The following is a 13,202-nucleotide window of genomic DNA, read 5'->3' as shown; positions in this document are numbered from 1 at the left end:
ATGCGGTGGGGCGGAATTGGCCTCCGCCCCACCGTGGTCATGGGCCGGCGATCAGAAGTTGTACGAGTTCCCCGCGCACTGCTCACTGAAGTTGTGCGAGTTCATCACGTCGTTGGCCTGCTTGCCGGAGCTGAGGATGACGCTCGCCATGTTGGACGCGGTGCCGTAGGCCACGACCCTGAAGCAGGGACCAACCTGCCCGGAGTTGTAGAACACCGAGACCCCGGTGTCCGGGTCCCAGTTGTCGATGGAGCTGACGTTGAGGATGGCGTTGTCATACCGATAGAGCGGGACAACGGAGGTGCCGTCGTAGTAGATGTTGCCCCAGTTGGGACGGGAGCTGTAGTCGTCCCGCTTGTATCCGCTGAAATTGGCGTCCGAATAGAGACAGACGTTGTCGGGGGTGCAGGAGGCGGCCTGCGCGGGCGCGGCCATGGCGACTCCCGCGCCGAACAGGGATGCCACGGCAAGCAGCATCGCCGAAATACGTCGAATCATGAGTGTTCCTCGTTTTCGATCCATGTCGAATGAACGGCCGATGAACGGCGAGGGATATACGCAATGCGGCGCCACATCACACCCCCCGCCGATGTGCATGTTGTGTGCACATCAGGTGTGGAGGTCGAAGGCTAACCGATCTTCAGTGGTGCTGGAACCGATCTTGTGCGCTACCCGATCAGCCTTCTGTTGATCCGCCAAGCCCCTTTGGCGGATCAACCTGTCCAGCGGGCGACACTTAGAGGTCGTTTCGTCCCGTTGTTTCATCCCGGAACGGGTTGTTTGGTGACGCTTTTTGGGTCGCGCCGGGAGATGGTGGCTTCGCCGGTGAGGCGGGCCATGAGGTCGGTCATGGTGAGGTGGATCATGGCTTCGGAGCGTCCGGGAAGGGTCTTGCAGTCGCGGGTGAAGCTGAACGCGAACAGCAGCTTGCCCGTCCCGGTGGACTCGTAGATGCCCTGGATGGGCCCGGCGAGCATCTCCAGGACCAGGACGTGGGCGGTGAGGGGCAGTGCCGTGACCTGGGATGCCTCGACTTGAGTGAGACGTCCGGACGTGGAGGCAGTCCGAGCGCCTGACTCTTCGGTGATCGAGCAGATGGAGCCGGACCTGTCTCCGCCTTGCTCGTCGGCACCACGCCTGAACGTCCGCGAGGGTCGTGCGCAGCGCGAGGAGTTCAGCAACGGCGGTATCAATCTCGGCGATCCGTTCGTCGAGGAGACCACGGACCGCAGCGCACGGCGGGGTACCCGCGTTATGGGAGTGACAACCCGCAAGGCGGCACGGGTGTACGAGGCCGGAGGACCGCTGCCCCGTCACCGAGCGGAACGCCGCTGGCTATCGCCTCTACACGCGGCGTGACAGATCAGGTGCGCAGATCCGGCGCCTGGTGGATGCTTGGACCTGTCACGTGACCCCCGTTACGCATCGTGCTCGCGTCGCCATACACCCTGAACTCATTCGAGTGGCCCACCGCGTGCCCACTTCCGACGTCGCGGACATGTCCGCTATGCTGAACCGCAGGTCAGCGTCAGTGCGAACCACTCTGCAGCCGGAAAACTGCAGGAGGTGATCGGGGACGAGACCTTGGAGTGACGAGTCCGAAGTGGCGCTGTGGGCGTCCAGGGCGAAAGCCGCCGTCGAGCAGGTGGCGGCTGAGTGTGGGCTGAGCGCGACCACGCTCCGCGCGGGCGGATCGCCCGACCGGACAGCCATGGCCAGCAATACCCACCGGGGCTGGTTCACGGCACTGCTGTGGAACCCGGAGACGGTGAGGCCGGCGCCCGGTGGATTCAAGTCGTGCGGCGCACCGGACTTCTGGCACGGGGTCACTCACCTGGACCTCGACATCGGTGCCCACACCCCGGTCACCGTGGTGTCGTATCACGGCCACCCCGCCAGCCCGGACCGGCGCTGGCACGAGGCGCTCATGCTGAAGCTGCGGCTCCGCGCCACCGGCGGAGCCAAGCCCGGCATACTGGAGTTCCGACGGGTTCGTTCTCGTCCTGACCAGCCTCGAAGCCACATCTCAGCAGGTAGATGCCCCGAACTTGACCTTCACTCCTTCGCGTGAGATCTCAGCAGTAACTCTCAGATTCTGCGAGTAATCGTCGTAACTTCCGTGTTCGTGGCCGATTCTGGAACGCGCTGGCTGACTCTCGTGCAGCCTCCGGCCCCGGATACGGCGCTGGAGGAGCCGGTACTGCCACGTGTCGACACGGGGCTCGCCGATGTCGTCACCCTGCAGCGTCAAGCTGGGGCGACCGTCACGGACGGCGACGCCGAGGCGTTCTTCCAGGACACGTTGATGGAGTACCTGTGGGCGCGCGACGTCGCTGGGTTGGCGCCGACCACGCTCCATCGCCAAGTTCAACCGGTCGTTGAGGTCTGCGACTTCTATGACTTGCCCCCCGTGGCAGATCACTCCGCGGCACCTTGATCAGTACTTCGGGGGTCGGCAAGCGTGCGGGAAAGACCCTTCGCGGCAAGCTGCTGAAGATCGACGGGTACTTCCACTTCCTTGAGCAGCGGTACGCCGGGGAGATCGCCCGTCGCTTCGGAGTGGCCGTCGAACCTCCGGTCGATTCGTTCAACCGCCCTGTGCACCGGGGGGACTTCGGTCTGCGCATCCCCCCGTCGAAGCGGGCGATGAAGGACTTCTTCGCGTCGTGGCGCGGCTCGCTGGCGGAGGCACGGAAGTACCCGGTGGCCTGGCGGGACTACGTGATGGCGAAGCTGACGTACATCTCGGCGGTGAGAGCCGCGGAGCTGTGCTCCGTGACCATCGGCGACCTGCACTGGGAGCTGGGCCAGTGGGGGAGGTTCATCGTCCAGGGCAAGGGTGCCCAGGGCCATTGCCTGATCGAGATCTGTCCGGGTTCGTCAGGTGAGGCCGAAGGCTCGTAGGGGCCGGGTGTAGTCGCGGCTGGTGTGGCGGAGGGCGGCGGCGATGTTGGTCTTGCCGTTCTGGCGGAAGACGCTGATGGCGAGGTTGCGCAGGCTCGCCATGGTGCGGGGCAGGGCGCCGGTGCGGATCTTGGAGTCGTCTTCGCGGAAGGTGCGGTCCCGCACGTGGTGCAGGAGGTTTTCGATGCCCCAGTGGCCTCTGATCCAGGCGGCGAGCTCGGCCGGGGTGGCGTCGTAGACGTCCAGGCTGGTGATCAGGTAGACGCGCTCGATCGTCAGCTTCCCGATGCTCAGGTCGCGGCGCCAGCGCACGACTTGGATGGCCTGGAGGGCGCCGGGATAGTCGAGGTGGCGGAACGCGGCGACCTTGAGCCGACGGATCTCGTCGCGGTGGTGGGCCTTGTCGCGGGTGTGGTGGTCGAGTGGGATCTCGACCCAGGGAAGCTTCCTGACCTGGGCATATAGGCCGGGATGGTTCTTCTTGACGATGGCCAGGTAGTGGGCGCCCCGCTTGCGGAGGTAGGCGCCGTGGCCGTGTTGGGTGTGCAGGGCGTCGTCGGTCAGCACGCTGCCGGTGAGGTCGATGGCGTCCAGTAGGGGCTGGAAGGCGGGGGATCTCGTTGCTCTTGGAGGCGATCTGCCGCTGGGCCAGGACCACGCCGTGGTGGTCCATCGCGGCCAGCAGCTGGATCGCGGTCGTGGTGCGGGTGCGGGAGCCGCGGACGGTCTTGCCGTCGACCGAGATCGCCCGCAGCGCGGGCTTCGAGGGCGGTTCGGACGGTTGCGGTGGTGTTGTTCTGGCCCGCAGGTAAGCGCCGATCGCCGCGTCGAGCGCGTCGCCGTCGAGGCGTTGGAGCAGACGACGGATGGTGGCCGGATGCGGTACGGCCCGGATGCCGGTGAGCGGGTCGGGCGGGAAGCCGAGGTCGCCCAGGACGGACGGCGGGGCGTCGCTGGTCCATTCGCCGATCGCGACAAGGGAGCAGGCGCCGGCCAGCACGGCCGCGGCGGCCGCACACAACAAGGGCAGCATCGGATACCGCCGCCCTCGATGGCCGCGTGGATCAGGCACCCAGATCAGGAACCGACGCAGGTCAGCGGCGTCCTGTGGGGTGCCGTGAAGGTTCGGGAGGGCCAGTTGTCCCAGCCCGAAGGGCATGGGGGATGATGTTCGGGCAGGCACGGTCTCGCTCGGTTCTCATGGGTCTTCGACAACCACATGATCACCGGCGCCGTGCCTGTTCTGCTTCCCGGGGGAACATCCCTGCCCAGGCCGGAACATGACATCACGTCATGCACGAGACCGGCGAATCGGACCGATCCCGAACATGCAATGACCCTGGTCACGGGCCAGGCGGCGGTGGAGCATCAGCCAGCCATAGATTCGCTCGATCGCCCACCGCTTCGAGATCGGGGTGCATCCCCTGGTCCAGCGGATGCGGGCGGTGATCTCCATGTCGATGCCGAGGGTCGCGGCATGCTCGACGAGGCGCTGGCAGTAGTTGCCGTCGACCCAGACCTTGCGGTCCTCCTTGACCCGGTCGGCGACTTCGCCGACGTCGAGGGTGACCGTCCCCCGCTCACGTCCAAGGCGCCGCGGCCTTCGCCGGTGAGCGCCTTGACGACGGCGGGTCGCCGGGTTCGCCTCCGGGTTCGCACTGCGCCGGCACAGGATCGACAGCGAGAAGGGGACAGCCGGACCACACAACCGAGTTCGCCGAGAACCTCGGAGAGCTCCTGGCGTCGATCAGCCTTCTCGTGTTCGGTGCGGTGCCGCTCGGCCCCGCGCTGGAGAACTTGAGCTGGCGGAGCGTCCTGTACACCGTCCTCAGCCTCCCGTGGTCAGGATGCTGCCGGTGGCTCTCTCACTCGCCGGGAGCGGGCTGCGGCCACCCAGAGTGGTGTACATCGGCTGATTCGGGCCACGCAGCCTCGCCTCCGTGATGCCGGCACTGCTCGTGGTGGAGGAACACGCCCCAGGGGTGGACTGCTGGGGAGGGTGGTCGCGATCACCGTCGGTCTCGGCGTCCTCCTGCACGGCGTCTCGGCCGTAACCCTCGCCGAGCGGTACGGCCGCTGGCGCCAAAGGCCTCGGCCACCTCCCAGGATCTGCGCGAGGGCACCCCTGTACCCCACACCCCCGCACGCGGCAGGCTCGGCCGACCGGACCAGACGGAGACGTGAGAGGGCGTCTTCCGCCCGTCACCGGGGCGCCGGGGCGTTGCTCGGGCCGACAGCCCAGGGCGCTGTTCCGCGAACGCGGCGTGGACAGGTCTCGGATGAGCTCGCGCTGCCTGGCGCTGGATCTCCGTCGGGTTTCGCTTCGGGTGCGTCGTTACCGAACGATGCCGTCGCGCCCTCAGCAGGCGGAGGTAGAGCGGCCAGTCCGCGAGGATCACCCCGGTAGTCCGCGTCAATGTGAGCTTCTGATGCACGGGAACCCGCCCCCGAGGGGAATGGTGCCTGGCCGTCGACCACGTCCAGGCCGCGAACTACAGCCGTTGTGGGCTGCCGCTGCCCGGCTTCGACCTGATGGTGATCTCCTCGGCGAGACCCGAACGCCGGCACGCTGCCCGGAGCAGGCGGCTGCTGCAGCCGCTGAAAAGTCGCTCAGCGAGCGCGATGAGGTGGGAACCGACCGACCGTCCTGCGGGTCGAGAACCCGAGCTATGCCATCCCCAACGATCACGGCCGGACGTCACGGTGCTCCGGTTCGTGCCCTCACGGATCACGACGCCGGATGGTGTGGGGTGGCTCACATGGGGGCCGGACGGGGGCGGCCCTGCGGCGTCTGGGTGACTTGGGCGTGTCGGACCACTCGCGTCCAAACACTCTGTCCAAACATTGGGGAACGCGAGGGCGAAGGCCGTGTGCAAACATGGCGAGAGCCGTCCAACCAGGAGAAGTCCCTGGTCAGAACGATTCTGCTTCACCATGCGGTGGTGGGGCGGGTGGGACTCGAACCCACGGCCGACGGATTATGAGTCCGCTGCTCTAACCGGCTGAGCTACCGCCCCTAACGGTGTGGCGCGTACATGTGTGCGCGCCGTCTGCCGCAGCATAGCCGCTCATACGATCTCCTGCTCCGGATGCTCGGCACTGCTGCGCGCTGCTCGACCAGGAGGACTCCGCAGCGCGGCGGATGGTTCCCGGACATAAGAAAAAGGACCCCTCAGGGTCCTCTTTCGATCGCTCCCCCGGCTGGACTCGAACCAGCAACCCTCCGGTTAACAGCCGAATGCTCTGCCAATTGAGCTACAGGGGATCGCGCTCCCCCGACTGGACTCGAACCAGTAACCTGCCGGTTAACAGCCGGCTGCTCTGCCAATTGAGCTACAGGGGATTGCTGCGTTGCACCGAACGGATCCACCTCGGGTGTTCCCGGGCGGCGCGCGCTCGCTGCGACACATACATTAGCGCAAGCAGGGGGGTGCTCCGCCAATCGGTATGCCGTGGGCGCTCGTGGGCACCAGTGAGACAACAGGGAAGCTCAAGGGAAGGTGGTGCCGCCGTGCGGTACAAGCTGACGTTCGTCGTGGGGCTGGCCCTCGGTTACGTCATCGGGACGCGCGCCGGGCGCGAGCGCTACGAACAGATGAAGAAGTCCGCCCGGGAGTTCTCGCAGAACCCGGCGGTGCGCAACGCCGCCGAGTCCGCGGCACAGACCGGGCGCCAGGTCGCCGGCAAGGCGTACCACGCGGTGAGCGACAAGGTCGGCGACAAGCTGCCCGCGTCGGTCACCGAGCGGATCCACGCGCTGCGCCACCACAACGGCCAGGTCACCGAGGACGACTGGGGTGTGAGCAACACCTGAGCGACGCCCGGGTGACGCCTCGGCCGCGGCATTCCCGCTCGAAAGTGCGTCTCCTACCCCGCACGCGCTCCACCTACTCCCCCGCGTGCGGCAGAATCTCCTGTCATGGGGATAGTCGCCGGCTTGGACAGCTCTGCTGAGTTCACACGCATCGTCGTCTGCGACGCGGACACGGGTGCCGTACTGCGGCAGGGCTATGCCCCGCACCCCGGTGAGCCGAAGGCCACCGACGTCGACCCGCAGGCCTGGCTGCTCTCGCTCGGCGAGGCCGCGGGCGGTGGGCTGCTCGAAGGTGTGCAGGCCATCGGCGTCTCCGCCCAGCAGCACGGGCTCGTACCGCTCGACCCTCAGGGCGGCCTCGTGCGGCCCGCGCTGGTCGGCAACGACAAGCGGGCGCAGGTGGCCGCCGCCGATCTGATCGAGGCGTTCGGCGGGCGTCGGGCCTGGGCCGAGGCCGTCGGCTCCGTGCCGCAGGCCGGACAGCCCGTCGCCAAGCTCCGCTGGCTGGCCCGCTCCGAGCCGGAGAACGCCCAGCGCGTCGCCATGCTCCTCCAGCCGCACGACTGGCTGGTCTGGCAGCTTCTCGGCCGGCCCGTGCGCCGCACCACCGACCGCGGCGCCGCCTCCGCCACCGGGTACTGGTCGGCCGGTGCCGGGGCCTACCGCCCCGACCTCGTCGAGCTGGCCCTCGGTCACCAGGCCATGCTTCCCGAGGTGCTCGGCCCTGCCGACGCCGCCGGGACCACCCCCGAGGGGCTGCTGATCTCCGCCGGTACGGGCGAGACCATGGCCGCCGCGCTCGGGCTCGGCCTCGGGCACGGCGACGCCGTCGTCTCGCTCGGCGCCTCCGGCTCCGTGATGGCCGTCCACCACGAGGCGCTCGCCGACCCGCAGGGCCTGATCACCTCCTTCGCCGACGCGACCGGGATGCACCTGCCCGTCGTGCACACCTCGAACGCCGTGCGCGCGCTGCGCGGCACCGCCGAGATGCTCGGCGTGGAGAGCCTGGAGGAGCTGTCGGCGCTCGCGCTGAAGTCGACGCCGGGCTCCTCCGGACTCGTCCTGCTGCCGTATCTGGAGGGCGAGCGCACCCCGCAGCTGCCGCACACCGCCGGCACGCTCAGCGGACTGCGCCGCGAGTCGATGAAGCCCGAGCACCTCGCGCGGGCCGCGTTCGAGGGGATGCTCTGCTCGCTCACCGACGCGATGGACGTGCTGCGGGGGCGGGGCGTCGAGGTGCGCCGGGTGTTCCTGCTCGGTGCGGCGGCCGAGCTGCCCGCCGTCCAGGCACTCGCTCCGGCGATCTTCGGCGCGCAGGCCGTCGTCCCCCAGCCCGCGGACTACGCGGCGCTCGGCGCCGCCCGGCAGGCCGCGTGGGCGCTCGGCGTCGCGCGGGGCACGCTCTCCCCGGCCGCTCCGCCGGCCTGGCAGGGCGCCGCCGCACAGATCTTCGAGCCCGGCGAGGAGCTGGCGGTCGGTCAGGCGGTGCGGCAGCAGTACGGGGCCACGCGGGAGCAGCTGCACCCGGGCGCGTTCGGGGCGTGACCGGAGCCCGTTCGGCTCACAGCGGAGTCCGTTCAAGACTCGACAAAACACGGTCGTAACGTCCGGGGGGTGCGGGCGATAGTAGAACCCGTGCTCCTACGACTTCTCCGAACCCACCTCCGACCGTACAAAAAGCCCATAGGCCTGCTGGTCCTGCTCCAGTTCCTGCAGACCTGCGCCTCTCTCTATCTGCCGACCCTGAACGCGGACATCATCGACAACGGTGTCGTGAACGGGGACACCGGCTACATCCTGCGGTTCGGCGCCCTGATGATCGCGGTCTCCGTGGTCCAGGTCGTCTGCAACGTCGGGGCCGTGTACTACGGGGCGCGGACCGCGTCGGCCCTCGGCCGGGACGTCCGTGCCGCCGTCTTCGAGCGGGTGCAGTCCTTCTCCGCCCGTGAGGTCGGGCAGTTCGGCGCGCCGTCGCTGATCACCCGGACCACCAACGACGTCCAGCAGGTCCAGATGCTGGTCCTGATGGCGTTCACGCTGATGGTCTCGGCGCCCATCATGTGCGTCGGCGGCATCGTGATGGCGCTGAGTCTCGACGTGCCGCTGTCCGCGGTCCTGATCGCGGTCGTGCCGGTCCTCGGCATCGCGGTCTCGCTGATCGTGAAGAAGATGCGGCCGCTGTTCCGGACCATGCAGGAGCGGCTCGACACCGTGAACCGGGTGCTGCGCGAGCAGATCACCGGCAACCGCGTGATCCGCGCCTTCGTGAAGGACGACTACGAGCGTGAGCGGTTCAAGGGCTCGAACACCGAGCTGACCGACGTCTCGATGGAGACCGGCCGGCTGATGGCGCTGATGTTCCCCGTGGTCATGACGGTCGTGAACATCTCCAGCGTCGCGGTGGTCTGGTTCGGTGCGCACCGCATCGACAGCGGGGGCATGGAGATCGGGGCACTGACCGCGTTCCTCGCCTACCTGATGCAGATCGTGATGGCCGTGATGATGGCCACCTTCATGTTCATGATGGTGCCGCGGGCCGAGGTGTGTGCCGAGCGCATCGAGGAGGTCCTGGCCACCGAGAGCAGCGTCGTGCCGCCGGCCGAGCCGGTGGCCGAGCTGAAGCGGCGTGGCCATCTGGAGGTCCGGGGCGCGGACTTCTGCTACCCGGGTGCCGAGGAATCGGTCCTGCGGGATGTGGAGCTGGTGGCGCGGCCCGGTGAGACGACGGCGATCATCGGTTCGACGGGCAGCGGCAAGTCGACCCTGCTGGGTCTGGTGCCACGGCTGTTCGACGTCACCGGCGGCGAGGTGCTCGTCGACGGTGTGGACGTACGGAAGCTGGACGCGGACCTGATGGCACGGACCGTCGGGCTCGTCCCGCAGAAGCCGTATCTGTTCTCCGGGACGGTGGCGACGAACCTGCGGTACGGAAAGCCCGACGCGACCGACGACGAGCTGTGGCACGCGCTCGAGGTCGCCCAGGCCGCCGACTTCGTGAAGAAGCTGGAGAACGGGCTGAACGCACCGATCGCGCAGGGCGGCACGAACGTGTCCGGCGGACAGCGACAGCGGCTCGCGATCGCGCGGACGCTGGTGCAGCGGCCGGAGATCTATCTCTTCGACGACTCGTTCTCCGCGCTCGACTACCAGACCGACGCCCTGCTGCGGGAAGCACTCAAGGAGGAGACGGCGGACTCGACCGTGGTGATCGTCGCCCAGCGGGTGTCGACCATCCGGGACGCCGACCGCATCGTCGTCCTCGACGAGGGCCGGGTCGTGGGCACCGGGCGCCATCACGAGCTGATGGCGGGCAATGAGACGTACCGGGAGATCGTGCTCTCCCAGCTGACCGAGGCGGAGGCAGCCTGATGGCCGGTCCTGGCGGACGGATGATGGCCGGGGGCGGCCCCGACCAGCGGTCGATGGACTTCAAGGGCTCGGGCAAGCGGCTGCTGAAGCAGCTGGCGCCCGAGCGGGGCGCACTGTGGCTGATGCTGGTCGCGGGTGTGCTCAGCGTCGCCGCGTCGGTGGTCGGCCCGAAGATCCTCGGCAAGGCGACCGACCTGGTCTTCGCGGGCGTGGTCGGGCGCGGCATGACCGAGGGCGCGACGAAGGCCCAGGAGATCGAGCGGCTTCGGGCGGCGGGCGAAGGCGGGATGGCCGACATGCTCTCCGGGGTCGACTTCACCCCCGGGCAGGGCATCGACTTCACGGCGGTCGGGGAGGTGCTGCTCTGGGTGCTCGTCATCTACGTGGCGGCCGGACTTCTCATGCTGGTCTCGACCCGTATGTCGATCAAGGTGATCAACCGGACGGTCTACCGGATGCGCGAGGACGTGCAGGCGAAGCTGGCGCGGCTGCCGCTGTCGTACTTCGACAAGGCCAAACGTGGCGAGGTCCTCAGCCGGGCGACCAACGACATCGACAACATCTCGCAGACGCTCCAGCAGTCGATGGGACAGCTGATCAACTCGCTGCTCACCATCGTCGGCGTGCTGGCCATGATGTTCTGGATCTCGCCGCTGCTCGCGCTGGTCGCTCTGGTGACCGTGCCGGTGTCGGTGGTCGTGGCCACCAAGATCGGCAAGCGTTCGCAGCCGCACTTCGTGCAGCAGTGGAAGTCCACGGGCACGCTCAACGCCCATGTGGAGGAGATGTACACCGGCCACGCGCTGGTGAAGGTCTTCGGGCGGCAGGGCGAGTCGGCGGCCGACTTCCGCGAGCAGAACGAGGCGCTGTACGAGGCCGGGTTCAAGGCGCAGTTCAACAGCGGTGTCATGCAGCCGGTGATGTTCTTCGTCTCGAACATCAACTACGTCCTGGTGGCCGTGGTCGGCGGCCTCCGGGTCGCGAGCGGCACGCTGTCGATCGGTGACGTGCAGGCGTTCATCCAGTACTCCCGGCAGTTCTCGATGCCGCTGACGCAGGTCGCGTCGATGGCGAACCTGGTGCAGTCCGGGGTCGCCTCGGCCGAGCGGATCTTCGAGCTCCTCGACGCCGAGGAGCAGGAGCCGGACGCCCTGAAGAGCGAGCGAGGCGGGATCGGGGCGCCCCCGGCCGGAGGCTGGGGGAAGCCCTCGGAGTCGCTCGGCAAGGTCGCGCTGGAGGAGGTGGCGTTCCGCTACGAGCCGGAGAAGCCGCTGATCGAGGACCTGTCGCTGACGGTGGAGCCCGGCCAGACGGTCGCGATCGTCGGCCCGACCGGCGCCGGGAAGACGACGCTGGTGAACCTGCTGATGCGGTTCTACGAGGTGACGGGCGGCCGGATCACCCTCGACGGCGTGGACATCTCGGCGATGTCGCGGGAGGACCTGCGGTCCGGGATCGGCATGGTCCTCCAGGACACCTGGCTGTTCGGCGGCACGATCGCCGACAACATCGCCTACGGTGCGTCCCGCGCCGTGTCCCGGGAGGAGATCGAGGAGGCGGCGCGGGCCGCGCACGCCGACCGGTTCATCCGCACCCTGCCCGACGGCTACGACACCGTCATCGACGACGAGGGCTCGGGCGTCAGCGCCGGCGAGAAGCAGCTGATCACCATCGCCCGGGCGTTCCTGTCCGACCCGGTGATCCTTGTCCTGGACGAGGCGACCAGCTCGGTCGACACCCGTACCGAGGTCCTCATCCAGAAGGCGATGGCGCGCCTGGCCCACGGGCGTACGTCGTTCGTGATCGCCCACCGACTCTCCACCATCAGGGACGCGGACGTGATCCTGGTGATGGAGAACGGCTCGATCGTCGAACAGGGCACGCACGAGGAGCTGTTGGCGGCGAGCGGCGCGTACGCGCGGCTCTACGCGGCGCAGTTCGCGCAGGCGGTCGTCGAGGTGGACTGACCGCCGTCAGTCCAGGTAGCCCCTGAGCTGGTCCGCGAAGGCGTGGTCCCGCAGCTTGTTGAGGGTCTTCGACTCGATCTGGCGGATGCGTTCGCGCGTCACGCCGAAGAGCCGTCCGATCTCCTCCAGGGTGCGGGGCCTGCCGTCGTCCAGGCCGTAACGGAGCTGGACGACCTTGCGTTCGCGCTCGCCGAGGGTGGAGAGGACGGCCTCCAGGTGCTCGCGGAGCAGCAGGAACGCCGCCGACTCCACGGGGCTCGCGGCGTCGCCGTCCTCGATGAGGTCGCCGAGGGCGACATCGTCCTCCTCGCCCACGGGGGCGTGCAGGGAGACCGGTTCCTGGGCGAGGCGCAGCACCTCGCTGACCCGCTCGGGCATCAGGTCGAGCTGGGCCGCGACCTCTTCGGGGGTGGGTTCGTAGCCGCGTTCCTGGAGCATCCGGCGCTGGACGCGGACGACCCGGTTGATGAGCTCGACGACATGGACCGGGACCCGGATGGTCCGGGCCTGGTCGGCGAGGGCCCGGGACATGGCCTGGCGGATCCACCAGGTCGCGTACGTCGAGAACTTGTAGCCGCGCGCGTAGTCGAACTTCTCCACCGCGCGGATCAGGCCCAGATTTCCCTCCTGGACCAGGTCGAGCATGGTCAGCCCACGCCCGACGTACCGTTTGGCGACGGAGACGACGAGTCGCAGATTGGCCTCGATCAGGCGGCGCTTGGCCATCCGGCCCAGCACGACGAGCCGGTCCAGGTCGAGTGCCAACTGGGAGTCCAGATCAGGGGTGTTGGCCAGCTTCGCCTCGGCGAAGAGACCTGCCTCGACGCGGCGGGCCAGCTCGACCTCCTCGGCGGCGGTGAGCAGCGGGATGCGGCCTATCTCCCGCAGGTACTGGCGGAACAGATCGGAGGAGGGTCCGCTTCCGCCGGGTTCGGGGCGGCGGGGAACCGGCTCCGGTTCGGGTGTGTCGTCCACGAACTCGACGGGCTCGGGCGGATCGGAGGCCTCGGCCGGCTCTGCGGAGGCCGGCGCCTCCGGGTGGTGGACGGCCGGGCGTTGCCCGGGCACGACGTCCGTCGGGGACAGGGTCTGGGTCTGCACGGGGGCGACCTCCAGGGTGATCGCTGCCGGTGCTCCGGGGGCTCAGG

General features: G+C 68.5%; 11 protein-coding genes, 3 tRNA genes and 3 pseudogenes. 8 read left to right on the top strand and 9 right to left on the bottom strand.

What is annotated here, in order from left to right:
* Nucleotides 1–51: 51 nt before the first annotated feature.
* Both ACZ561_RS08415 and ACZ561_RS08410 read right to left on the bottom strand, forming a co-directional pair.
* A complete protein-coding gene (locus ACZ561_RS08415; RefSeq protein WP_470991039.1) occupies nt 52–498 on the bottom strand; it encodes a hypothetical protein in 447 nt (148 codons plus the stop codon).
* 263 nt (nt 499–761) lie between these two features.
* The gene (locus tag ACZ561_RS08410) at nt 762–977 is read right to left on the bottom strand and encodes a hypothetical protein (RefSeq protein WP_470991037.1); all 216 of its coding nucleotides are present in this window, start codon (nt 975–977) and stop codon (nt 762–764) included.
* Between the two features lie 626 nt (nt 978–1,603).
* On the opposite strand from ACZ561_RS08410, the gene ACZ561_RS08405 reads away from it, so the two are divergent.
* Genes ACZ561_RS08405 through ACZ561_RS08395 form a run of 3 tightly spaced genes read left to right on the top strand, consistent with a single transcriptional unit; the run spans nt 1,604 to nt 2,904 of the window.
* Nucleotides 1,604–2,071 (top strand): hypothetical protein, encoded by a 468-nt coding sequence (locus tag ACZ561_RS08405; protein ID WP_470991035.1) that lies wholly within the window; start codon nt 1,604–1,606, stop codon nt 2,069–2,071.
* A gap of 54 nt (nt 2,072–2,125) precedes the next feature.
* Nucleotides 2,126–2,437: a hypothetical protein gene (locus ACZ561_RS08400; protein ID WP_470991034.1), complete on the top strand. Its 312-nt coding sequence runs from the start codon at nt 2,126–2,128 to the stop codon at nt 2,435–2,437.
* The gene (locus tag ACZ561_RS08395) at nt 2,434–2,904 is read left to right on the top strand and encodes a hypothetical protein (RefSeq protein WP_470991032.1); all 471 of its coding nucleotides are present in this window, start codon (nt 2,434–2,436) and stop codon (nt 2,902–2,904) included. Before ACZ561_RS08400 ends, ACZ561_RS08395 begins: the two co-directional genes overlap by 4 nt.
* On the opposite strand, the gene ACZ561_RS08390 is transcribed toward ACZ561_RS08395, so the two are convergent.
* Nucleotides 2,881–3,471: an ISAs1 family transposase gene (locus ACZ561_RS08390; RefSeq protein WP_470991030.1), complete on the bottom strand. Its 591-nt coding sequence runs from the start codon at nt 3,469–3,471 to the stop codon at nt 2,881–2,883. The genes ACZ561_RS08395 and ACZ561_RS08390 overlap by 24 nt on opposite strands.
* 59 nt (nt 3,472–3,530) lie before the next feature.
* Between ACZ561_RS08390 and ACZ561_RS08385 the strand changes: the two genes are divergently transcribed.
* Nucleotides 3,531–3,716 (top strand): hypothetical protein, encoded by a 186-nt coding sequence (locus ACZ561_RS08385; protein WP_470991028.1) that lies wholly within the window; start codon nt 3,531–3,533, stop codon nt 3,714–3,716.
* A 56-nt stretch (nt 3,717–3,772) separates the two neighbouring features.
* Here ACZ561_RS08385 and ACZ561_RS08380 read toward each other — a convergent pair.
* From ACZ561_RS08380 to ACZ561_RS08360, 5 genes and pseudogenes are all read right to left on the bottom strand, one after another.
* Nucleotides 3,773–3,937, bottom strand: a pseudogene (locus ACZ561_RS08380) (ISAs1 family transposase); the annotation flags it as partial.
* A 309-nt stretch (nt 3,938–4,246) separates the two neighbouring features.
* Nucleotides 4,247–4,429 (bottom strand): annotated as a pseudogene (locus ACZ561_RS08375) (IS5 family transposase); the annotation flags it as partial.
* A gap of 1,415 nt (nt 4,430–5,844) precedes the next feature.
* Nucleotides 5,845–5,921, bottom strand: a tRNA-Ile gene (locus tag ACZ561_RS08370).
* A 175-nt stretch (nt 5,922–6,096) separates the two neighbouring features.
* Nucleotides 6,097–6,169 (bottom strand) — tRNA-Asn (locus tag ACZ561_RS08365).
* Nucleotides 6,170–6,174: 5 nt separating this feature from the next.
* A tRNA-Asn gene (locus tag ACZ561_RS08360) sits at nt 6,175–6,247 on the bottom strand.
* A 168-nt stretch (nt 6,248–6,415) separates the two neighbouring features.
* Here ACZ561_RS08360 and ACZ561_RS08355 point away from each other — a divergent pair.
* The 4 genes from ACZ561_RS08355 to ACZ561_RS08340 all read left to right on the top strand — a co-directional run bounded on the left by ACZ561_RS08355 (nt 6,416) and on the right by ACZ561_RS08340 (nt 12,054).
* The gene (locus ACZ561_RS08355; protein WP_384525895.1) at nt 6,416–6,718 is read left to right on the top strand and encodes a YtxH domain-containing protein; all 303 of its coding nucleotides are present in this window, start codon (nt 6,416–6,418) and stop codon (nt 6,716–6,718) included.
* A 105-nt stretch (nt 6,719–6,823) separates the two neighbouring features.
* A complete protein-coding gene (locus ACZ561_RS08350; protein ID WP_470991026.1) occupies nt 6,824–8,263 on the top strand; it encodes an FGGY family carbohydrate kinase in 1,440 nt (479 codons plus the stop codon).
* A gap of 90 nt (nt 8,264–8,353) precedes the next feature.
* On the top strand, nt 8,354–10,087 hold the full coding sequence (locus tag ACZ561_RS08345; protein WP_470991024.1) for an ABC transporter ATP-binding protein: 1,734 nt from the start codon (nt 8,354–8,356) through the stop codon (nt 10,085–10,087).
* Entirely contained in the window at nt 10,087–12,054 is a 1,968-nt protein-coding gene (locus ACZ561_RS08340; protein WP_470991022.1) for an ABC transporter ATP-binding protein, read from the top strand. Before ACZ561_RS08345 ends, ACZ561_RS08340 begins: the two co-directional genes overlap by 1 nt.
* A gap of 6 nt (nt 12,055–12,060) precedes the next feature.
* Here the strand turns inward: ACZ561_RS08340 and ACZ561_RS08335 are convergent.
* Nucleotides 12,061–13,194 (bottom strand): annotated as a pseudogene (locus ACZ561_RS08335) (RNA polymerase sigma factor); the annotation flags it as partial.
* Between the last annotated feature and the right edge of the window lie 8 nt (nt 13,195–13,202).

It is taken from the genome of Streptomyces sp. NPDC039609 (assembly GCF_055596705.1).
The sequence above is the reverse complement of the archived record's forward strand: the minus strand, read 5'-3'. Positions and strand labels throughout refer to the sequence as shown.

Coding starts and splice junctions, on each gene's coding strand:
- ACZ561_RS08415 (WP_470991039.1), bottom strand. CDS start 498: ATGATTCGACGTATTTCGGCGATGCTGCTTGCCGTGGCATCCCTGTTC.
- ACZ561_RS08410 (WP_470991037.1), bottom strand. CDS start 977: ATGCTCGCCGGGCCCATCCAGGGCATCTACGAGTCCACCGGGACGGGC.
- ACZ561_RS08350 (WP_470991026.1), top strand. CDS start 6,824: ATGGGGATAGTCGCCGGCTTGGACAGCTCTGCTGAGTTCACACGCATC.
- ACZ561_RS08340 (WP_470991022.1), top strand. CDS start 10,087: ATGGCCGGTCCTGGCGGACGGATGATGGCCGGGGGCGGCCCCGACCAG.